Origin of the sequence: Escherichia sp. R1, assembly GCF_003000935.1 — a bacterium.
GTDB lineage: Bacteria > Pseudomonadota > Gammaproteobacteria > Enterobacterales > Enterobacteriaceae > Escherichia > Escherichia coli.
In genome coordinates this window covers 102,762-125,306 of sequence record NZ_PSRU01000007.1, presented here as the reverse complement: position 1 = coordinate 125,306, position 22,545 = coordinate 102,762, and the positions used below count along the sequence as shown (strand labels likewise).

The following is a 22,545-nucleotide window of genomic DNA, read 5'->3' as shown; positions in this document are numbered from 1 at the left end:
AAGTTTGGTAGGGGAGAGACAGTATAAAGTGTTCGGGTGGACAAAAAAACAACTGTAAAAAGACCTGAAAGCAGAATGAATTAATGCAATGTCAGGTTTTTTAATCCATCCGATGTTCCCCCTTTTCCATGGCGTCGCGATCAAAAAATCGCTGAATTTTTCCCTCGGACATCAATGCCGCTCGATCAGACATATGCGCGATGACATCGGCATCGTGACTGACCAGCAGATATGTCATTTGGTGTTCCAGCTTAAGTTGATTCAACAAATTAAGGATTTCCGCTTGTACCGACATATCCAACGCCGAGGTGGGTTCATCCAGCAGAAGAAGTTGTGGTCGTAACAACAGGGCGCGAGCAATAACCACACGTTGCCGTTGACCACCGGAAAGCTGGTGTGGGTAGCGACGAGCGGCGTCGAAAGGCAAGCCAACCTGTTCCAGTGCAGTCTGGACGCGTTTTTCTATTTCTCTTTCGCCACGAATTTTGAGTGGTTCAGCCAGCGTTCGCCACAGAGTATGATTGGGATGCAACGAGGCATAGGGATCCTGAAACACCATTTGCACATTGCGGCGGAGATCGCCCTGAAAACGCATTCCTGGTTTGATGGTGTGCCCAAACAGTGACACCTGACCGTGCCAGTCGCGCTGTAATCCAGCAATTACGCGCAAAATCGTGGATTTTCCGCAGCCTGATTCGCCAATTAAACTAAATGTCTCTCCGGCATTAACCGAAAAACTGGCGGCAGAAACTGCGGTTTTCTCAGCAAAAGTCACCTGTAAGTGATTAATTTCAACAATCGTCATGGTATTTCTCCGGCGTCATTGCCGTCCTGTCCAGCGTCGGCAGCATCTGCCCGTAAGTTTGTGCATTTGGGCGGCAAGTCCACAGTGTGCGCGTGTAAGGATGCGTTGCTGTAGGTAGCGCAGCAGCGTGCATTTCATCCACCTTATTTCCCTGATACATCACCAGCACCCGATGGCAAAATTGGGCAACTAATGGCAGGTCGTGACTGATCAGCAACATTGCCATCTGACGTTGTTCACACTGGGTAACCAGCAGTTCCAGAATCTGATTACGCAGGCGCACATCCAGTGCTGATGTTGGCTCATCGGCAATCAATACCCGGGGATCGTTGATGAGCGCAATTGCAATCATCACTCGCTGCCCCATGCCGCCAGAAAGTTCACGAGGATAGCTTTGCAGTACTCGCGTATTGAGGCCGACAGCCTGAATTGCGGTGTTTATTTTCTCTTCTTTCTCGCGGCGGTTCAGACGTTGATGGAGCGTAAGCGCCTCTTCCAGTTGCGCTTTTACTGTCTTTACTGGATTAAGCGCGTAACGCGGATCTTGCAATACCATCGCGATATCGTTACCGCGCAACTGTTGCCATCCACGCGCGTTAAGGGTGAGTGCATCACGCCCCAGAATGTTAAGTGTGTCCGCGGTTACTACACCCGGTTTACGCACCAGCCCCATCAGGGCGCGGGCGGTCATGGACTTACCTGAACCCGACTCACCGACCAGCGCCAGACGTTCATTGCCTAATGTAAAACTGACATTGTTGACGACCCGGGACTCCGGATAATCGACGCAGAGATTGTTGATACTAAGACGTGAGTCAGTCATGTTGAGGCTCCAGAACATCGCGCAAGCCATCACCCAGCAGATTAAAGGCCAGACTGGCAATTAAGATAATTGCGCCGGGAGCGGCGGCAATCCACCATTGATCAAAAATGACCTGCATACCGTCGGCGGTCATGGCTCCCCATTCCGCCATTGGCGGGCGAGCACCAAGCCCAAGAAAACCCAGGCCAGCAGCCGCCAGAATGATACCCGCTAAATCCAGCGCCAGACGGACAATGGCAGATGGCAGGCACAATGGCAAAATATGACCAGCCAGCAGACGCCTGCCGCGGATGCCCATCATTTCTGCGGCGGCAAGATAATCACTGTGTCGCAGACGTTGGATCTCACTCCGTGCCTGACGCGCATAAGCAGGCCAGGTGGTTAATGCCAGCGCCAGTGCGCCGTTAACCAGCCCCGGCCCCAGCATGGCAACAAAAGCAAAAGCCAGAATTAAACGCGGCATTGACATTACTACGTCAGTAAAACGCATCAGCACGCGTTCCAGCCAGCCGCCGTAGTACCCGGCTAAAATGCCAATCAGCAGACCGACCGGGAGTGTAATGATTGTCACCAATGCCACCAGCCCCAGTGCCGGACGGCTGCCGTAGATTAAACGTGAAAGTAGGTCTCGCCCGTAACTGTCAGTGCCGAGCCAGTGCTGACGACTCGGTGCTTGTAACCGCGCCGCCGCATCCTGCCAGTTAGGATCGTGAGGTGCCAGCCACGGCGCGAAGAGCGCAATTAGCATCAATAACAGGATAATTATCAACCCGCAAAACGCGGCGGGTGAATGGCGTAAACGGCGTAAAAAGAGAAACATCGGCATCAGCGTAACCTCGGATCGGTCAGCCGGACCAGCAGGTCGGTTAAGTTATTTATCAACACAAAGCAGACGCCAATCAGCAGCGTTCCTCCCATGATTGCTGTGGTATCACCCGCGAAGAGCGCTGTAGTGAGGTAGCGCCCAATACCTGGCCATGAAAAGACGGTTTCTGTCAGTACCGCGCCTTCCAGCATTGATGTATAGGCGAGGGCGATAACAGTGAGCAAGGTGCCGCGAATGTTGGGTAAAACATGACGTAGCAAAATTGTCATCTCGCTGGCTCCTTTGGCGCGCGCCAGCAGAATATATTCTTTATTCATTTCGCCAAGACAGGCGGAACGAGTCAGGCGCGTAATACTGGCGAGCGAGAAGTACGCCAGTAATAAAACCGGAAGTATCAAATGGTTGATTGCATTGGTAAATGCCTCGCGATCGCCAGAAAGCCACGTATCAATCAGCGCAAATCCGCTACGGGGTTCTATGGTGAATTGATAAATATCATCCAGCCTGCCCGGCCCGGCACTCCATTGCAGTCTGGCGTAGAACAGCGCCAGCATCAGCAGACCAAGCCAAAAAACAGGGACGGAATTTCCCAGTAGAGTTAATGTTCGCACGGTGAAATCCAGCGGAGAACCGACATAACGGGCGCAAAGTACACCCGCAATGACGCCGACAACAGCACCGACAATAAGCGCCAACGTTGCCAGTTCAATGGTCGCCGGGAATGCTGATAGCAAGTCCTGGAGTACTGGTTGCCCGGTGGAGCTGGCGATGCCCAGATCGCCGTGTGCCAGATTCATCAGGTAATGCCAGAACTGGACGGCTAACGGCTGATCCAATCCTAACTGGTGGCGTACCTGATCATAGGTGGACTGGCTGGCGTGATCGCCAACGATTTGTAGTACGCGATCGACCGGTGAGAGAGCCGAAAGCGCAAAGGTAATCAGCAGCAGGCCGAGTAGCGTCAGAGCAACGGTAAACAGCCCTTGCAACAGCGCGAGCAGAGGGCGCTTGCCTCGCCATCTCGCGCGAGTGGAAAAAACGACAGACATGATCTTTCCATACAGTGATAAATCAGCGGCTGGCCTGCAATACAGGCCAGCCCTGGTACCGCGCCCGGTAACATGGCTGGACGCGAGTTGCATACAGGGTTATTTGGTTACCTGATCAAACCAGACCATATCGGCATTCAACCCTTGTTGATACCCCTGCACATTATCACGCATGACAATTTGCGTTTTGCCTTGATCAATAAAGACATACGGGGAACTACGTTGTAGTTCTTGTTGCATTTTCTTATACAAATCAAGACGTTTAGTGCTATCAGGTTCAGCGATGGCCGCCAGCGTTTCTTTGTTCAGTTCCGGGATTTTCCAGCCGTTTAACCCGGCAACGGTGCTGGATTTGCCATCGTTATAGGCGAAAGAGCTGGCGTTGGAATGTGCGTCAAAATAATCAGGCAACCACATACGAATGGCCCCCTGATGCTGGTGGGCGCGAACGCGAGAGTAGACCTGACTCCCTGCGGCTGGCAGCAAATCAACTTTTACACCGCCCTGAGCAAAGCTGGCCTGAATTGACTGCGCGATGGTAATAAATGGCGGTTTATTTTCGACATCAAGCGTGAAGTGCGGGTCTTTGATTCCGGCTTTAGCGAGGATCTCTTTTGCTTTGGCTGGATTAAAGGTAAACGGTGTTTCTTCCAGTGCTCCAGGAAAGCCCACGGGCAGGAAACTTTGATGGGTAAAATATTGTCCTTTTAAGAGATTTTTGGTGATGCCGTCGTAATCGACCAACCAGCGAGCGGCCTCCCAGAACGCAGGATTACTCATCAGCGGGTTATCCTTGTTTCCGGTATTGAAGGCCAGGTAGTTCTGTTCGGCGGAGGCAATGCTCATCACTTTTACGCCAGGTTTACCCTGTAATGCATCGATTTGATCGGCTCCCAGGTCACGAGCCATATCCGCATCACCTTGTTGGATCAGCAGGCGACGTGTTGCCGGATCGGGAACATTTTTGATGATGACGCTTTTCAGTTTCGGGGCGCCGGTTGGTGAGCTGGCGTTGGCTTCCATCACGATGGCCTGATGCGGTTGGTAAGTACGCATTTTAAACGCGCCGCTGCCAGCGGAATGCATCTTCAGCCATTCATTACCAAAGTCGTTATTTTTGGCGTTTGGCGCAACCAGCTTCTCGTCAACAATTGAGGCGATTGGTGTGGAGAGAATATTCAGTGCCAGCGCCGGGCTGACGTCGGCACTCCATTGTACCTGGACGGTATGGTCATCGATTTTCTTTAACTGGCTGGCGATATTTTCCGGCTGCCATCCCAGCACATTGAGAATAAACGCACCGGATTTATTCAGTGTGACAGCCCGGACATAAGAGTAAATCACATCTTCCGGGCGTACCGGATTACCAGAGGCAAATTTCGCATCGCTTTTCAGTTTTATGGTTAGCGTTTTGGCTGCGGGGTCAGCCTGCCAACTTTCCGCCAGAATCGGAGTGATTTTCGTCGGATCATTACGGTCCGGTTGTACTACGCGTTGATACAGACTTGGTACAGTCTGAATACTTGAGAGTTCATTAGCTTCTGCCGGGTCCAGACTCACAATATCATCCAGCCCCTGGGCTACAACCAACGTATTAGGCGGTGTAGCGGCAACGGTTGTGGCGGAAATTGTGCTTAAAACCAGTAAAGGTAATAGTTTTTTAATCATATGCTTCCCAATCCCTGAAATTACTTTGAGGTTATTAATATGCTATCAGACGGGGTTTCGCTGCATTAATCGCGCCAGAATATCCCGTTAATAGAACGAGTTAAACGGTCGATGATTTCTCACCTTACCGAAATTTTGTTTATCAAATGTAAAGTATTATTACGTTAGGCCGCGATGAGAATTGAGTAAAGATAATTCTCATTTGCAATCGTGACTGGAATAGAAGAACAACCGAGAAGACGTCGCTAATAACCAGGATGGGCTGGTTTGACTGCGCAGGTATGTATAAAAAAATCCGGAAACAGAGAGTCGTTTCCGGATTGATACAAAGGCGTTGGGTAATATCGCCGCTTTTAACGTGAGTTTACGCGGTATTACGCCAGTGCCGCTTCGCGCAGGCGAGTTTTCAACTTGTTGTACTCGTCAATCACGTACTGCTCGGCGGCGCGCTGATCGGCGATCGGCTCGACGCGCACGGCGCAGTATTTGTATTCCGGCGTTTTCGTAATCGGGCTTAAGTTTTCGGTCACCAGCTCGTTACAGGCACCAATCCACCACTGGTAGGTCATGTAAATCGCCCCTTTGTTCGGACGATCGCTGACCTGCGCACGGGTGATAATTTTGCCTTTACGCGAGTGCACCCAAACCAATGCCTCATCTTCAATACCCAGACGTTTGGCGTCTTCGGTATTGATTTGTGCGTAGCCAGGTTCATCAGCCAGCGCCGCCAGTGCCGCACAGTTACCGGTCATCGAACGGCAAGAGTAGTGACCAACTTCACGCACCGTTGACAGTACCATCGGGTACTCGTCGGTGAGTTTGTCGATTGGCGCTACCCAGTCGCAGGTGAAGAACTGCGCCAGACCGTTCGGGGTATCAAACTTCTCTTTAAACAGATAAGAAGTTCCTTGATCGGCATCTGAAGTATCGCGGCAAGGCCACTGAATGAAGCCCAGTTCGCCCATTTTCTCGTAAGTCGCACCGTAGAAATCCGGGCACAGATGACGCAACTCGTCCCAGATCTCCTGGGTGTTGTTGTAGTGCATCGGATAACCCATACGAGTGGCAATTTCACTGATGATTTGCCAGTCCGTTTTCAGATCCCACTTCGGCTCAACCGCCTTGAAGAAACGCTGGAAGCCACGGTCAGCCGCAGTAAACACGCCTTCATGCTCGCCCCACGACGTTGACGGTAAAATGACATCCGCCGCCGACGCGGTTTTGGTCATAAAGATGTCCTGAACGATAACCAGTTCCAGATCTTCAAAGGCTTTACGTACTGCCGACAGTTCCGCGTCAGTTTGCAGCGGATCTTCGCCCATAATGTACGCCGCTCTCACTTCACCATGCGCCACGCGGTGCGGCAGCTCGCTGATGCGATAGCCGGTATGAGCAGGCAGGCTTTCCACGCCCCAGGCTTTGGCGAATTTCTCGCGGTTAGCCGGATCTTTCACGTACTGATAGCCCGGATACGTATCCGGCAGCGCGCCCATATCGCAGGCACCCTGCACGTTGTTCTGACCACGAACCGGGTTTACACCCGCATGTGGCTTACCGAGGTTACCGGTCAGCATCGCGAGGCTGGTCAGAGAACGCACGGTTTCCACGCCCTGATAGAACTGGGTTACCCCCATGCCCCACAGGATGGCGGCGCTTTCTGCCTGGGCATACATCCGCGCCGCCTGACGAATCTCACTGGCGCTGACGCCGGTGATATCTTCAACCGACTCCGGCGTGTAGCCTTCAACGATTTTACGATACTCTTCAAAGCCTTCTGTACGGGAAGCGACGAACGCTTTGTCGTACAGATTTTCTTCAATAATGACATGGCCCATCGCATTCAACAGCGCGATGTTCGAGCCGTTTTTCAATGCAATGTGCATGTCAGCAATGCGCGCGGTTTCAATTTTGCGCGGATCGCAGACGATAATTTTCGCCCCGTTACGTTTAGCGTTAATTACGTGATTCGCCACGATTGGGTGGGAATCCGCCGGGTTATACCCGAAAACGAACACTAAATCGGTATTATCAATTTCGTTAATAGCATTGCTCATTGCGCCATTACCGACCGATTGGTGCAGACCTGCAACCGATGGGCCGTGTCAGACACGAGCGCAGCAGTCAACGTTATTGGTACCAATAACGGCGCGCGCAAATTTTTGCATTACATAGTTGGTTTCGTTACCCGTACCGCGCGAGGAGCCGGTCGTCTGGATGGCATCCGGACCGTACTTCTCTTTGATGGCGCTCAGGCGCTCGGCAACGTAATTCAGTGCCTCATCCCAGGAAACAGGTTCGAGTTTGCCGCCACGCTGGCGACGGATCATGGGGGTTTTCAGGCGCGGGGTCAGGATCTGGGTATCGTTAATGAAGTCCCAGCCATAATAACCCTTCAGACACAGGGTACCCTGGTTGGTTTTCCCCTGCGCTGCCTCCGCCCGGACGATTTTGCCGTTATCGACGACCAGGTTGATTTTGCAACCTGATGCGCAATAGGGGCAAACCGTGACGACTTTTTTCATCGGTCTCGCTCCAGTTAATCAAATCACGCATACGCGCTCTCGACTACAGTATGCATCTTTTATGCCACATTTTATTTGGGGTCATTCCCTGATATTACGGGCACTATTTATTCAAAACTCTGACGAAAAACAGGCTGTCGTCAGTTTTGACGTGACGAAACGAAATACCGCGTGACAGCCATCACGCGGTAGACATTTTATTTTTTCTCGACGACGGGAGCCGTCTGATACCCGCCGCCCAGCGATTTCATCAACTGAATGCTTTGGATCACCCGGCGGCTGTCCAGCATCAGTAATGACATCTCCTCGGCAAGCACTGGCAACCGGGCTTCGGTGGCCTGTAAGCGGCTGGTTAAGCCGCGCTGATAGGCGGCCTCGGCTGCGCGCTGGGTGAAGCGCGTTGCTTCTACGCGTTCAGCCTGCATCTCTCGCTCGTCGTTGAGCGTTTGCAGACGTGTGCCGTTGACGGCAACGTCACGCACCGCGTTCAGTACTGACTGGTTGTAACGTTCAATCATCATGTTGCTGGCGGCGCGAGTGCCTTCGAGATTGGCATTCAACCGTCCACCGTCAAACAGCGGCAATTTCAGACCCGGGATGAAGTTGAACTGGCGACTGGTTTTTTTGAATAAGGTATCCAGGTGGATGGAGTCCAGACCGAAAAACGCTTTGATATCAAAGCTCGGGTAGAACAGCGCCCGCGCGGAATCCACCTGATCTAATGACGCCTGAACATACCAGCGCATGGCTTGCAGATCCGGGCGTCTGGCGAGCAACTCATAAGAGAGCGTTGCCGGAATGCCGGTCTGTACTCGTGGTAATGCCACCGGTTTGATCTCCGGCATATCGCTGGCTCCCGCGCCAATCAATGCACGCAGAGATTCTCGCGTTTCAGTGATTTGCCCTTTGACGGCAGCAATTTGTTTATCGACCGCCAGAATCTGTGCCCGCGCGCCGTGGAAAGGCACTTGCGCTTCCAGACCGTGCGCCACTTTACTCTGGTGCGCTTTCACCGCGTAATCAATCACATCGCGAGTTTGTTCTAACAGATCGAGCATCTGATAGCTGGCCTGCATACTGTAATAAAGCTGCGCTACGCCCGTGGTCAGCGATAGCTCTACTGCTGCGGTTTCTGCCAGCGCGGCATTATGCGCGCCAATGGCGGCAGCAACCGCTGAGCGATGCACACCCCACAAATCGAGATCCAGTCCGGCAAACAAACCGACTGTGGCTTCCGTATAGTACGGCCCGTCCATACCCAGTGCTGACGCATCCATCGCATAAGGGCTTAAAAAGCCGTTCGCCGAGACGCGTTGGCGGTTGAGCATCCCTAACGCTGCGACCTGTAATTGTGAACCGGCATCTAACAAATCGGCCTGGGACTGCGCTTTTTCTTCCCGCAGTTTCGCTTCGGCGAGGGTGTGTGAACCACTTAGCGTCCGTTGGATCAGCGCATCCAGCTGCGGGTCATTGAGTTGTTTCCACCACTGCGCCTGCGGCCAGCCGGAGCTGGCAAGATGAATATCATCGGCCAGTTTGATTTGTTCCGGTTTGAGCTGTTGATGAGGCGCAGAATCCTTACGTACCAGGGCACAGCCGGAAATCAGCGTCGTGCTGCCGAGAATGCTGCACAACAGCAGACGTGAAAGTTGACGATTGATCATTGCGTGGCTCCTTGTGCCTGTTCCGTGGCGGGCGTTAATGCCGGGGCTGTCCAGTCTGGCAAGCGGGCGAAAAGCTGGCAGACGTGTTGCTCCTGTTTTAATAAGGTCGGCAGGATGGCCTGCGAGGCGGGTGTTTCTTCAAGCGTTATTTGAGGAGAACGGCTGAGTGCGGTTGCCAGACCGGCGGCGTATTTCTCCAGGGCGTCGGCAAACTGACCTGCTCTGTCCGGCTGTAGTGCGTTATCCAGCGCCTGCGCCGAGTTCCAGGTGGCATCCCAGGCGTGAAGAATATCGCGGCCCTGACGAATAACCGTTTGCGAACGTTCAATCAGTAATGCGCGTTCTTCGCTGTCCAGTTGACGCTCCAGCACCACGCGTTGGCACATCTCTTCACAGGCATTAAACGCCGCATGCAGACCTATGCGAATTTGCAGATAAGTGCGCAGAGCCGTGACTTCCTGCTGGCGTGGGATCCGCATTACTTTACTCAACATACCCAGCGCGCCAGCCAGTTTTTGCGGCAGCGTGCGCGCTTCGCTTTCAGGCCAGACAAAGGTGTAAATCACCGCGGACACCACGGTACCAATGATGATACCCAGGGCGCGATCGCGAATTTCCACCAGGTCGTACACCGGGCCAAAAACGTTTTCGAGCGTGGCGAGCGCGAAGGTGACCACCATCTGTGTGCCGATATAAGAAGAGCGTTCAGAGCTGGTGGCAATCCATGCGCCCAACAGGAAAATCGGTGCCAGCACAAACAGCAATTCGACAATATTGTCCAGCCAGGGCATGACCAATAACGTGAATAACAGCGCCAGAATCGCGCCGCAAAAGGCCCCGCCAAAACGCAGCACCATCTTCTGGTACGACGAACCGACATTGGGATTAGCGACGATCACGCAGGTCAGCATACAGGTGTGAATGCCTTCCCAGTCCACGCCGCTGTAGAAGGTGTAACAGATCAAACAGGCGAGCAGCGTTTTTACCGCGTAGCGCATATAGTCTGGATTGGTAAAGGCATCGGCGACCATTGATGGCGGCTTGGCTGCAGGCGTAGGCGGCGTATTCGGGTCCATCTGACCCAGTTGCAATAACGTCTGGCAGATATTCTCCAGGTTACATTCTCGTGCCGCCACCGCTTCATCTTCACTAAGCCGCCAGTCGCTTTGCCAGCACTGACCTTCGGCAATGGTATGTTGCAGCTTGTTGATTTCTGAGACTAATTTTTGCCGAAATTCAATAATTGCCTGAGAATCAGCAAAAGAGGTGGGATCGTAGCGATTCAGCGTCGAGTAAATGTAGGTTACCGTTGCCACGCAGCTTTGCCACCATGCGCTCTGGGTTCGCCAGTTGGCATCATCCGCGAGGCAAAAGACATTGAGTTTTTGCAGCGCCAGCGCCTCTCTTTCAATCCGCGTTTCGGGTAGCGGTGCGAGGCTGTCCGTCAGGTGGCTAATGGCATCATCAAGCCGATCATTAAGCGCCTGATGCATCTGCGTAATGGCACGACTGGGAAACCACAGCACGCCGATTAACGTCATCAGCAAGGTTGGATAGAGGCCAACAACGATACACCACAGCGTTAAGCGCACGACCACTTCCGGATAGTCGAGCATGGCGGGGAAGGTTTGCCCGTAAATAGCGACAATGGCGACGGCGAAAAAGACCAGTCCCAGCCGATGGGTGCGCATCAAAAACATGCAGCCCATCAGGATCGGCCCGGCGATGATCAATCGGATCAACGGTTCGCCATATGACCATTTGTAGATCAAAAACAGGCTGCCGATCTCCAGCACCGTGGCAACCACAAACAAGATCGCGACAAATTTGGTGTAAAACGCGTTCGACTGAATACCGTAAAACAGCACTGCCAGTGATAACGCCACAAAAGGGATCTCAAAAGTCATCGAGATCAGAATCACCAGCAGGCAGCCTACCCAGAGTTGCATAGTCTGTGGCACGCGCCCTGGTCGCCGCTCGCTTAACTCTTCATGAAAGAACGCCAGCAGCCTGACCACCGGTAATGGCAGGGAGTTGAGCGCGCTCATTATTGTGGCTCAAGATTAGCGACTGCCGAAGCGCCGATGCGGAACATTTCCGGGTCAGGTTTATCAACCATGATTTTGACCGGAAAACGCTGGGCAACGCGGACCCAGTTAATAGACCGTGACACTTTCGGCAGGCCGCCCAGCACCAGGCCGCCGTCATCCGGTAGCACGCCGTAGCCAATCGAATCCACTTTACCCTCGAAGGTTTTGCCGCTGTCGCTCATCAGGCGAATGGTTGCGAGTGTACCCGAGCGAATATTTTTCAGATCGGTTTCGCGGAAGTTGGCAATCACGTACCAGTGACGAGTGTCGATTAGAGTGAAAATAGGGCGCATCGCAGATGCAAACTGCCCGACGGAGGTTTTGAGGGAAATGACCCGGCCATCAAACGGCGCGCGAACGGTCGCCATTTCCAGATGCAGTTTCGTCAACGCAATATCCGCTTCGACTGCCGCACGTTGCGCCACCAGCGCATCCACGCCGCTGACGGAGCTGGCGGCTGACTGCGCCTGCAACAATACGGCATTAAGGTCCGCTTCTGCCGCACGCTGTGCGGTTCTTGCACGGTCAACCTCTTCCGCAGAAACAAAACCTTCTCGCAGTAGCGGTTCGGTACGGCGTAACGTATCGCTGGCTTGTTTCGCGGCGGCACGGGCTTTTTCTACCGTGGCATTAACCGAGTCGGCACCAAACTGTTGTGCGTCAACGCTACGCTGGGTGAGCATAATTTGCTTATCCAGCGCCGCGAGGGAGGCTTCAGCTTTCGCCAGATTGGCTTCGTACGGGCGCGGATCAATGCGGAACAGCAAATCGCCCTGTTTCACCGCCTGGTTGTCGGTGACTGCCAGTTCTACAATGCGACCGCTGACTTCCGGCACCACATCAATGGTATCTGCTGACGCGTAAGCGTCATTAGTTGATGGCGCACTGTCTACGCGCCAGATAACGAAAACAAGGGCAACCAGCGCCAACGCAACCACTAACAGAGCAGGGAATTTACTGCGAGGAGCTTTTTTCGGCGTACTTTCCATGAGCGCGTCTCAAATAGATTAGAAAAATGCCAGCCAGAACAGCATGGCGTAGAGAGCAAAAAGGGCGGTATAAATAATTCCGACAAATGCCAGATTGATATTTGTCCGCTGAATAATTCGCCTCGTGATGAGCGTCAAAATAAGGCTGGCAATAGCGCAGAAAAACCAGCCGGGATAATAAGCGCCGATCACCGGGATCGCCGGAGATAATGAGCATCCCGATACCATGAAGACGGGAATTATCCAGGCTGTCTTTTTGAGTTGCATCGCCATGCGAGAGAGAACTGTTGGCATATTAAATACATCCTGTCTGCTGCGAACAATATCTGTAGTGAATATCAATAACCATTGAAGGCGTCAGTATGGCTATTTTCTTGATGAATAAAAATAGCTTTATTCAGCCACCGCATTCATAACTTATATATTTTATGTATTAATTTGCTGTATATATTTTTAAAATAAATGCTTTTGGGGGCTTCAGCGCCCCCAAAAGCGAGTGACATTAATTTGGGGTTACGATATTCACCCACAAATCGAAATTATCCAGACAGGCGATAATTTCTTCCAGTTTCGCGCCATTGCCAATAATTTTGGCTTTCTTCGCTTTCACCAGATCGGCCATTTTAGCCTGTCCGGTCAGCACGGTGTGCAGATCTTCACGGCTAATGTAGAAAGAGGCGTCGGCTTGCGATTGCAGCGTTTTACGGTAGTTAAGCACGCTATCGTTCAGCATCAGGTTAAGGTTATCGCCGTTGCTCATATTGAAGTTCAGGCTGATATTTTTACCTGCGGCTTTCGTGCTATCGAGGCGAACGGCCATAAAGTCGAACAGCATTTCGACCGACATCCCGCGAATGGTGTCCGGGGAACCGGTGGTGCCGTGGCTGAACTTATGCACCCCTTCGCGCAGCTCTTTCGCGCCGGTCAGGTAGAAACCGCGCCATGTGGCGGACTCGGCCTGATAGCCCAGCTGTTCAAAGTTATTCGCTTGCAGATTCTTCGCGACCTGGTCACCCGGGTTGGCGGCAATCACCTGTTTCAGCAGTTCTGCCGACCAGCGATAATCACCTTGCTTGTTCGCTTCTTGCGCCAGGTTGATGACGCGGGCAGAACCGCCCAGCGCCTGCACGTAACGTTTACCCATCTCCACCTGACCATACGGATGCAGGTTAGCCGGGTTACCGTCGTAATAGCCAAGATAGAAGTTATATACCGCGCGGGCGTTGTGGCTGACAGAACCGTAATAGCCGCGGCTGGCCCAGTTATTGGCAAGCGCAGGCGGCAGCTTAATCATGTCGCCGATTTCATTCATGGTGTAGCCCTGGTTCGCCAGGTGCAGGGTCTGGTCGTGAATGTACTTGATAGTATCGCGATATTTACCAATATAATCATTGATATGTTTATTGCCCCAGACCGGCCAGGTGTGCGGCATAAACAGTACTTCCGCGTCGTTACCCCACATATCCAACGTTTCGTTCAGATACTCGGTCCACTTGCTGGTGTCGCGGGTTTTCGCGCCGCGCAGAGTGTAGAAGTTGTGCAGGGTATGCGTGGCGTTCTCGGCGGTACACAGGGCTTTCAGGGCCGGAATATAGAAGTGCATTTCGGCTGGCGCTTCGCTACCTGGGGTCATCAGGAAGTCAAACTCCAGGCCGTCGATAATCATCTTCTCGCCAGTTCTGACGATAGTTTTAGTCGGTGCAATAATGCTCGGGTCGCCCGTTGCCAGCGTCACGCCAAGGCCATTACCCACATTGCCTTGCGCGTTGTGCGGCAGTAACAGACCGTAAGAGTAGAGCGCACGGCGGCTCATGATGTTACCCGCCAGCACGTTTTCGCTGATGGCTTCGTCCATAAAGCCAGCTGGAGCAATCACCTGAACTTTTCCGGATTTAACATCGGCTTCAGAGATGATGCCTTTCACGCCGCCATAGTGGTCGGCGTGGCTGTGGGTATAGATAACGGCAATAATGGGTTTTTGCGGGCGATGCTGGAAGTAAAGGTCAAGTGCGGCTTTTGCGGCAGGTGGCGTCACCAGTGGGTCAATAACAATAATGCCTTTCTCGCCCTCAACGAACGTAATGTTAGAGATATCCTGGCCGCGCACCTGATACATTTTATCGGTGACTTTGAACAGGCCTGAAATGCCGTTGATCTGCGACTGACGCCACAGGCTGGGGTTTACGGTTTCCGGCGCAGCGGCATTAATATCAAATTTGTAATCATTCGCGCGGTAGTAAATTTTACCGTTCGCATCACGCAGAATACCTTCATCCAGCAGCGGAGCGATAAATCCACGCTGGGCATCGTCAAAATCCTGACGATCGCTAAACGGTAATGATTTGGCGTAATTCTGATTAACCTGTTGGGTATATTGAGTGGCGGCTTTCGCTTCATCTGTTGCGTAAGCGGTATTTATCATCATGCCGCTGGCGGCAGTGAACGCAATAACAATCCTGCTCAAACGGAATAACCGAGAGTTATTCATATAAATCTCCATTTATCATTTATGTCGTAAATATGTAATCCATGCAAAATACGTCATTTAAAGCTGGCGTTATCATAATTCTGAAATTGCGACTTTAATAAGTGGAAGTGTGAGCGGAACGAGCCATTTTATTAGGCATTTGTGCTGAAGAGGGAAAATTACAGTAGAACTATCATTGCTGGGAATAATATGGGCTGTTTTATGTAATTATTATATATATTGTACCTGTCGTTGGCACAACGGGACATTGCGCTACTGTGCCAACGCTTTACTCATGGGACTTTAGCACAGGACTGTGGCAAAAAACGTTGATGCGCCAATATTGCTGCACCCTGAGCGCCATTAAAGTCAGAAGATGAGGCGGCAATAAAGCGCACAACCTGATACGGCAGTGGACGGCGCAGGTACTTTTGGGTCATGGCAATGAGAGTCTCGCGTGGGAAGGCGGGCATATCCATCACGCCACCGCCCAGAATCACCGCATCGGGATCGAACAGATTAATGCTGGTGGCAATGGCTCGTGCCGCGTTTTCAAGCAGACTCTGGACGAAAGGGGCGTTTTCCGCATGGACGAAAAGATCGCTCAATGGGTAATTTCGGGGCTGTTGTTCGTACCAGCGTCTTAGCGCCATTCCAGAGCAATTGGTTTCCAGGCACCCAGAATTGCCACACGCGCAGTGTTGGGTCATATCTCCCAGGGGGATATGGCCCAGTTCGCCTGCCACACCGTGTGCACCCGTCCACGGCGCACCGTTCATCCACACTGCGAACCCCATCCCCGTACCGAGATAGGCTGCCAGAACCAGTTGTTGCGTAAGGCGGTTTTCTACTACGTCCCAGGAGAGTTGCAGGTTAACGTCGCGGGAAAACTCAACCGGACAATTCAGCGTATTTTCGAGCTTATCGGCGAGATCATATAAATCTGCCGCTGTTAACGGCAGGTTAGGCGTAGAAATAATGGTGCGTTTATCTTTACTGACCAGCGCCGGAAATCCCATCACCAGACCATGACAGCGAGCGTTAAAGCGCCTGAGTTGCTCGTCAATCATTTCGCCGATACCCGACACCAGGTCGGGAGCAATAACTTCTGCGGTCCGCTTTTTTTCGCAGTGTAGCGTTTCACCTTCTGCTGTCCGCAGACAAAAGCGGATATGCGTTGCCCCCATATCCACGCCCGCTACGACGTTATGCTGTTTTTGCATGAGGCTGTACCTCGCTTTTTGCAGCCAGAATCTGCGCGGTCATAATTCTCCATGCTTCGTCGATATTTTCCGCATGATTAAACAGGCCGGAAGTGCCGACGATAAAGACATCCGCCCCTGCCGCCATTAGTTTTTCGTAAGTTGCCTGGTTGCAGGAACCGTCCACCTCAATTTCGTACTCCAGACCTTCTCGTTCACGCCATGCCTTCAGTTCGGCAACTTTATCCAGCATTTCAGGAATGAAGGGTTGTCCGGCAAAACCGGGATCGACAGTCATGACCGTAATTTTATCAGCCTTATGGATATAGTATTTCATGGCCTCAACCGGCGTTTCCGGATTAAGAATCAGCCCCACTTTCATGCCATGACGGCGGATTTCATCAATCAGGCGGAATGCCTGACCGTTGATAGTTTCCGGATGCAAAGTGATGAAATCAGCTCCCGCACGTGCCAGTTGAGCAATGTAATCCTGCGGACGCGTTACCATCAGATGGCAGTCGAGCGGTTTACTCGCCAGTTTTTTTACCTGGCTTACGAAGAACGGTGAGAGCGTCAGATTCGGCACAAAGTGGCCGTCCATGATATCGATATGAAAGTAATCGGCATGGCTGTCGATAAATTCGATCTGTTCTTTAAATTTCAGCAGATCCATACACATTAACGAGGGGGAGATTTTCATGTTCAATTCCTTACTTACTGATAAGACGGTCAAGGGCGACAGCCGCGATAATTAATCCGCCCATCACCACCAGTTGGTAATAGGTTTGTACCTGCAAAATATTCAGACCGTTGTTGATGGTGCCGATGATCAACCCGCCAATCACCACAGAGAAAATGCGCCCCTTGCCGCCGAAGAAACTGGTGCCGCCAATGATGGCGCTGGCAATGGCATAGGTTTCAAAACCCATACCGGCAAGCGGTTCTGCGGCACCGAGTCGTGCAGTTGAGACGACGCCTGCCAGACCTGCACAAACACCGGAGATGATAAACACCACCAGGATGTGGAATTTCACGTCAATCCCGGAATAGAACGCCGAGTTTTTGTTGCCGCCCAGTGCGTAGATGTTGCGTCCGAGCCGCATACGCGTTGTCAGAAACCAAAGGATGAGCGCGACAATTAGCGAGAAGATAACGGGGACAGGTATCCCAATTACGCTGGCGGCAAAGAAGTTCACGAAGTCAAATGAGAAGCCGTATACCGAGTTGGCATCGGAGATCACCAGCGTGATCCCACGGAAAATAGCGTTGGTGCCAAGGGTGATAATGAACGGGTGTAGTCCCGTCCAGTTGACCAGGCAGCCGTTGATCGCCCCCAGTGCGCCGCCAACCAGTACACCGCCAATTAGCGCCGCGAGAAACGGATCAATACCTGCCAACATCAGTTTAGCGGTCACCATACCGGAAAGCGCCAGAATCGCGCCAACCGAAAGGTCGATACCGGCGACCAGGATAGCGAAGAATTCCCCCATGCCGATCAGTACCGTCACGGAGCTTTGCACAAAAATCTGGGTAATATTATTGGTGGTCAGAAAATATTCTGACGACAGCGAACCAAAAATGGCGACGATGATCGCCAGGATAAAAAAGGTGCCGTATTTATCCCAGAACAGCGCAAAGTTGAACGGTTTCTTCTCGCTCGCTTCGCTTTTTACTCGTGTGGTAAAGCCCATGCCATAATCTCCTCTTCGCTCATGTCATCGCGATTGGTCAGGATTTGCGTCAGTCGTCCTTCGCAGAACACGGCGATGCGGTCGCAGACGGTGATAATTTCAGGTAGTTCAGATGACACCATCAGGATGACTTTTCCGTCGTCCGCCAGTTGGCGCATCACTTTGTAAATTTCGGCTTTCGCGCCAACGTCGATGCCACGGGTAGGTTCATCGAAAATGATCACTTCCGGGTGACAGCACAGCCATTTGGAGATCAGGACTTTCTGCTGGTTACCGCCGGAGAGTTCAGTGATGTTCTGGTTTACCGAATGACATTTCAGCGCCAGCAGTTCGCGCTGGGCTTCAGCGGTACGTTGCTCGTCAACTTCATGAAACAACCCCATCGCGCCTTTATAGCCGCCGTCTTTCAGACTGCGGCTGATAGCTATGTTCTGAGCGATAGAAAAGTTGGGGAAAAAGCCGTTATCCCGGCGGCTTTCAGTGATGTAAGCCATCCCTTTTTTCACGGCATCCAGGGGAGAACGTGGAGAGATATCTTTGCCATTAAGACGGATTTCTCCGCCAGCGCGTTTATCAACGCCAAACAGGCAGTTCATCAGTTCAGTACGTCCGGAACCGACCAGTCCGGCAAAGCCTAATATTTCTCCCCGGCAGACGCTAAATGAGATATCCCGGACCTTTTTTCTGTCACGGCTGGTGACGTTGCGCACCTCAAAAACCGTATCGTGCGCAAGGTTGCTGACATTCTCCTTCATCGCGTTAAAACGGTTTTGCAATTCGCGGCCTACCATCAGACGGACGATATCGTCATTTGACACATCGCTCACCATGCCGCTGCAAACGCTGCTGCCGTCTTTCATCACCGTATAGCGGTCGCAAATACGGCGAATTTCCGCCAATTTATGCGAGATATAGACGATGGCCGTACCCTCCTTACGCAACTGATTCATGATCAGAAACAGATAGTCCACCTCTTTATTGGTGAGTGAGGAGGTGGGTTCATCCATGATGATGACTTTGGCGTCGAGCATCAGCGTTTTGGCAATTTCCAGCATCTGCTTGTGGCTGATAGATAAATTCGCCACTTTCTCATCTAAATCAACTTTCAAGCCCACGCGTAATAACATCATGGCGGCGCGGACACGCATTTCTCGCCAGTCGATAATATTGACGCCACAGATTTTTTTCGTCAGATGACGACCAATATATAAATTTTCCAGTACGGTTAATTCATCAATAACGCTGAGTTCCTGATAAATAATCCCGATACCGAGTTGTGCCGCTAATTTATGATCCAGTTTGTTATAGTTAATGTTATTAATGGTAATGGTGCCTTTGGTCGGCTCATGTATCCCGGATAACACTTTCATTAGCGTAGATTTACCCGCACCATTTTCTCCTAGTAATGCATGTATTTCACCAGGATAAACCGTTAAATTAACCGACTTTAATGCGTGAACCGGACCAAAGGACTTGCCGATCCCCGCCATCGATATATATGGCGTGGCCATAAATAACCTCTCTGCACGAAATATCGTATTATTGCCTGATGGCTACGTTTATCAGGTCTACGTTCAGGTTATTTTGTTGGCCGGATAAGACACTTCATTAGCATCATCATCCGGCATCATTCAGTTTTATTGAGTGACCAGGATTGAATCGACCAGTTTAAATTCCGGTGCTTTATCCAGCGGGATAACCTTGCCGGATTTCTCAGCGTCAACCATCAGCTTCAGACCCGTTGCACCGATATCCGCCGGGTTCTGGGCAACCGTCGCGGTCATTTGTCCGGCTTCCACCATTTTGCGGGCTTCCGGAATTCCATCTGTACCGACGACCAACACTTTGCCCGTTTTTCCGGCGTTTGCGACTGCCTGAGCAACACCCATTGCCATCGTGTCATTCGCGCAATAGATCGCTTTAATATTCGGATTACGTTGCAACACGTTAGTGGCGACATCCAGTGCTTTAATGCGGTCCCAGTCGGCAGGCTGGCTGGCGACAAGCTTGATCTGGCTTGCTTTTTTGAAGGCTTCGGTGGCACCATTACGACGCGCTTCACCGGAGGCGTTACCGGCTTTACCCTCAATGATTGCGACTTCACCACCTTCAGCGCCCAATTTATCAATAATGAACGACGCGCCTTTCGCCCCGACAGCAACGTTATCGGTGGTGACAAAACCTTCCACATTGCCGCCAGCTTTTTTCAGATTATCCATGTCGATTTTTTCATCGAGATTAACCAGATAAATGCCTTTTTTCCATGCGCGGGCGACAGGCATGACCAGATTCACTGAGGATAATGGCGCGAAGGCGATACCTTTGTAATTTTTATTACTGAGATCTTCAAATAACTGCAATTGAGATTGAAAATCGCCTTCTGAAGGAGAGGCAAAAATATCAACGCTGACGCCCAGCGTTTTTGCTTCATCTTCAATGCCTTTTTTCATATCTACCCAAAATGGGTTGGAGAGTGTTTTCAATACGACAGCATATTCGGCGGCAGCAAAAGCGCTGGTTGACAACATTAAGCCCACGAGTGTGCCGCTGAAATATTTCAGATATTTATTCATAATCATGTTCTCACGGTAAGGGGAGAGGTAACTCCGCGATGGCGGAATTACCTTTTTCTTATTTCAGCGCGCCTGGTGAGAAGAAATCAACAATTGCGCCGGTTTTTTGCATATTAATATTAGCTTGTTCAATGTTGAGCTGGGCGACAGAGACAAAAAACGCGTCCAGCAAAGTCAGTTGTAATATTCTTGCCGAGGCATTACGACCTAATAACGGTGTTTCCGGGGCCGGTGAGCAAATAATATAATCGGCCAGCTTCGCTATTGGTGAATGATAGCTATGCGTTATACAAATAATCTTTGCCCCGTTCTTTTTTGCCAGTTCTACAGCCGCTTTTACATCACTGGTTCGCCCGGAATGAGTCACCACCAGCACCACATCTCCTTCCTGTAACAACGAAGCAGACATCATCATGATGTGAGCGTCCGGATAGGCCTGGCAGCGTACGCCAATGCGTAAAAACTTGTGCTGTACATCAGCACAGATAGCATTTGATCCTCCGGCACCGTACAAATCCCGCTGTCTGGCCTGATAGAAAAAGCGGGCGGCACGGTGGATCTCATCAACGTTGACGATCGACTGACCTTCCATAATGGTGCGTAAAGTGATGTTAAATACCTTATTCACCACATCCTGCGGCGCTTCATCAAAAGCCAACTCGGACGGCAATACCTGTTCTGACTGAGAAAAATAATCTTCCAGCGCACTGCGTAAGTTACGAAAGCCGCTAAACCCCAGCAGCTTTGATACCTTAACGATCATCGCTTCAGATACCGCCAGAGCTTCTGCGACATCTTTAATTGCGGGTGCACAACTCAGGTTACCGGGTTTGAGTAACCACTCCACGATGCGGCTTTCGTTTTCTGTCATTCCTTCCTGCTTCATTCGCAGGTAAGGCGCTAACCCGATACCGTTCGGAAGCGCTGAATCAAACTCTGACTGGCTCATCACGTTCTCTTGTCCTTGAATTGAAGACGCCACTATATCACCACAGCAAGAACAGAAAAGATGCTGGCAACTTCACAAAAAAATAAAATTTATAAAGTTTGTTTTGTTGTGAATAATGGAGAGTGGCTTAAAATTTCATTTCATTTAATCACTTTAAAAACATGATGTTATTTGTTTTTCTGGTTTATTGGATGATAGATGTTGCTGGATAGTGAGTGTCTTTAACGCTATTGCGCTGCCAGATGTAACTCTGTAAAACAGATCGGGAAGGCGGATTTCATCGATTTTGGGTGTTTTTAATTCATTTACATCACAAATGTTTTTTGATTGTGAAGTTTTGCACGGGCGGGGAAGATGAATGAAAAAGATTGCATTTGGCTGTGATCATGTCGGTTTCATTTTAAAACATGAAATAGTGGCACATTTAGTTGAGCGTGGCGTTGAAGTGATTGATAAAGGAACCTGGTCGTCAGAGCGTACTGATTATCCGCATTACGCCAGTCAAGTCGCACTGGCCGTTGCTGGCGGAGAGGCTGATGGCGGGATTTTGATTTGTGGCACTGGCGTCGGTATTTCGATAGCGGCGAACAAGTTTGCCGGAATTCGCGCGGTCGTTTGTAGCGAACCTTATTCCGCGCAACTTTCGCGGCAGCATAACGACACCAACGTGCTGGCTTTTGGTTCACGAGTAGTTGGCCTCGAACTGGCAAAAATGATTGTCGATGCGTGGCTGGGCGCACAGTACGAAGGCGGTCGTCATCAACAACGCGTGGAGGCGATTACGGCAATAGAGCAGCGGAGAAATTGAGATTCATCCACTACTTGCATGGATGAGTAATGACTAATGTGGATAGAGTTTCTTTTTGAGGTTGGCTAATGAAACGCTTTCCGCTATTTCTTTTATTCACCCTGTTCACGCTGTCCACCGTTCCGGCCCAGGCCGATATTATCGATGACACCATTGGCAATATTCAGCAGGCGATTAACGACGCTTATAACCCTGACCGTGGGCGAGACTATGAAGATTCGCGCGACGACGGCTGGCAGCGTGAAGTGAACGACGATCGGCGCAGACAATATGATGACCGCCGCCGCCAGTTTGAAGATCGCCGCAGGCAGCTGGACGATCGCCAGCGCCAGCTGGATCAGGAGCGTCGGCAACTGGAAGATGAAGAGCGGAGAATGGAAGATGAGTATGGGCGTTGATGTTGAGTTTAGAGCAGGCAT

Annotated in this window: 19 protein-coding genes; 2 read left to right on the top strand and 17 right to left on the bottom strand. The window is 51.3% G+C overall.

Annotated elements, in window-relative coordinates:
- Positions 1 to 100: 100 nt before the first annotated feature.
- The 17 genes from C4F37_RS10775 to C4F37_RS10695 form a co-directional block, all read right to left on the bottom strand.
- Positions 101 to 805, bottom strand: a complete 705-nt coding sequence (locus C4F37_RS10775) for an ABC transporter ATP-binding protein (protein WP_000156927.1) — start codon at positions 803 to 805, stop codon at positions 101 to 103.
- Complete coding sequence (locus tag C4F37_RS10770; protein ID WP_000132446.1) at positions 792 to 1,628, bottom strand: ABC transporter ATP-binding protein; 837 nt, start codon at positions 1,626 to 1,628, stop codon at positions 792 to 794. Before C4F37_RS10770 ends, C4F37_RS10775 begins: the two co-directional genes overlap by 14 nt.
- On the bottom strand, positions 1,621 to 2,454 hold the full coding sequence (locus C4F37_RS10765) for an ABC transporter permease (RefSeq protein ID WP_001540443.1): 834 nt from the start codon (positions 2,452 to 2,454) through the stop codon (positions 1,621 to 1,623). The genes C4F37_RS10770 and C4F37_RS10765 overlap by 8 nt, the downstream gene beginning before the upstream one ends.
- Positions 2,454 to 3,503, bottom strand: a complete 1,050-nt coding sequence (locus C4F37_RS10760) for an ABC transporter permease (RefSeq protein ID WP_001296651.1) — start codon at positions 3,501 to 3,503, stop codon at positions 2,454 to 2,456. The genes C4F37_RS10765 and C4F37_RS10760 overlap by 1 nt, the downstream gene beginning before the upstream one ends.
- Positions 3,504 to 3,602: 99 nt before the next feature.
- The gene (locus C4F37_RS10755; RefSeq protein WP_000592283.1) at positions 3,603 to 5,171 is read right to left on the bottom strand and encodes an ABC transporter substrate-binding protein; all 1,569 of its coding nucleotides are present in this window, start codon (positions 5,169 to 5,171) and stop codon (positions 3,603 to 3,605) included.
- Between the two features lie 374 nt (positions 5,172 to 5,545).
- Positions 5,546 to 7,693 (bottom strand): formate dehydrogenase H subunit alpha, selenocysteine-containing, encoded by a 2,148-nt coding sequence (locus C4F37_RS10750; protein WP_011076734.1) that lies wholly within the window; start codon positions 7,691 to 7,693, stop codon positions 5,546 to 5,548.
- 197 nt (positions 7,694 to 7,890) lie between these two features.
- Complete coding sequence (mdtP, locus tag C4F37_RS10745) at positions 7,891 to 9,357, bottom strand: multidrug efflux transporter outer membrane subunit MdtP (protein WP_001540447.1); 1,467 nt, start codon at positions 9,355 to 9,357, stop codon at positions 7,891 to 7,893.
- Complete coding sequence (gene mdtO / locus C4F37_RS10740) at positions 9,354 to 11,405, bottom strand: multidrug efflux transporter permease subunit MdtO (protein WP_001556737.1); 2,052 nt, start codon at positions 11,403 to 11,405, stop codon at positions 9,354 to 9,356. Before mdtO ends, mdtP begins: the two co-directional genes overlap by 4 nt.
- Positions 11,405 to 12,436, bottom strand: a complete 1,032-nt coding sequence (mdtN, locus tag C4F37_RS10735) for a multidrug efflux transporter periplasmic adaptor subunit MdtN (RefSeq protein ID WP_000446369.1) — start codon at positions 12,434 to 12,436, stop codon at positions 11,405 to 11,407. The genes mdtO and mdtN overlap by 1 nt, the downstream gene beginning before the upstream one ends.
- An 18-nt stretch (positions 12,437 to 12,454) precedes the next feature.
- Positions 12,455 to 12,730 carry a YtcA family lipoprotein gene (locus tag C4F37_RS10730; RefSeq protein WP_001317551.1) on the bottom strand — a complete coding sequence of 92 codons (276 nt, stop codon included), beginning with the start codon at positions 12,728 to 12,730 and terminating at the stop codon, positions 12,455 to 12,457.
- 208 nt (positions 12,731 to 12,938) lie between these two features.
- Entirely contained in the window at positions 12,939 to 14,924 is a 1,986-nt protein-coding gene (gene yjcS, locus C4F37_RS10725) for an alkyl sulfatase YjcS (RefSeq protein ID WP_001540450.1), read from the bottom strand.
- Positions 14,925 to 15,196: 272 nt separating this feature from the next.
- Positions 15,197 to 16,126, bottom strand: coding sequence for an allose kinase (alsK, locus tag C4F37_RS10720; RefSeq protein WP_001171678.1), 930 nt, complete (start codon positions 16,124 to 16,126; stop codon positions 15,197 to 15,199).
- A complete protein-coding gene (gene alsE / locus C4F37_RS10715; protein ID WP_001314355.1) occupies positions 16,110 to 16,805 on the bottom strand; it encodes a D-allulose-6-phosphate 3-epimerase in 696 nt (231 codons plus the stop codon). Before alsE ends, alsK begins: the two co-directional genes overlap by 17 nt.
- Positions 16,806 to 16,815: 10 nt before the next feature.
- Positions 16,816 to 17,796 carry a D-allose ABC transporter permease gene (gene alsC / locus C4F37_RS10710; protein WP_000507111.1) on the bottom strand — a complete coding sequence of 327 codons (981 nt, stop codon included), beginning with the start codon at positions 17,794 to 17,796 and terminating at the stop codon, positions 16,816 to 16,818.
- Positions 17,775 to 19,307: a D-allose ABC transporter ATP-binding protein AlsA gene (alsA, locus tag C4F37_RS10705; protein ID WP_000235240.1), complete on the bottom strand. Its 1,533-nt coding sequence runs from the start codon at positions 19,305 to 19,307 to the stop codon at positions 17,775 to 17,777. Before alsA ends, alsC begins: the two co-directional genes overlap by 22 nt.
- Before the next feature lie 126 nt (positions 19,308 to 19,433).
- Positions 19,434 to 20,369, bottom strand: coding sequence for a D-allose transporter substrate-binding protein (alsB, locus tag C4F37_RS10700; RefSeq protein WP_001361478.1), 936 nt, complete (start codon positions 20,367 to 20,369; stop codon positions 19,434 to 19,436).
- A gap of 58 nt (positions 20,370 to 20,427) precedes the next feature.
- Positions 20,428 to 21,318 carry a MurR/RpiR family transcriptional regulator gene (locus C4F37_RS10695; RefSeq protein ID WP_000083216.1) on the bottom strand — a complete coding sequence of 297 codons (891 nt, stop codon included), beginning with the start codon at positions 21,316 to 21,318 and terminating at the stop codon, positions 20,428 to 20,430.
- A 358-nt stretch (positions 21,319 to 21,676) separates the two neighbouring features.
- Here C4F37_RS10695 and rpiB point away from each other — a divergent pair, with 358 nt between their 5' ends.
- Entirely contained in the window at positions 21,677 to 22,126 is a 450-nt protein-coding gene (rpiB, locus tag C4F37_RS10685; protein WP_000716792.1) for a bifunctional allose-6-phosphate isomerase/ribose-5-phosphate isomerase RpiB, read from the top strand.
- A gap of 68 nt (positions 22,127 to 22,194) precedes the next feature.
- Positions 22,195 to 22,524 carry a DDRRRQL repeat protein YjdP gene (gene yjdP, locus C4F37_RS10680; protein ID WP_000819731.1) on the top strand — a complete coding sequence of 110 codons (330 nt, stop codon included), beginning with the start codon at positions 22,195 to 22,197 and terminating at the stop codon, positions 22,522 to 22,524.
- The last annotated feature ends 21 nt before the right edge of the window (positions 22,525 to 22,545 follow it).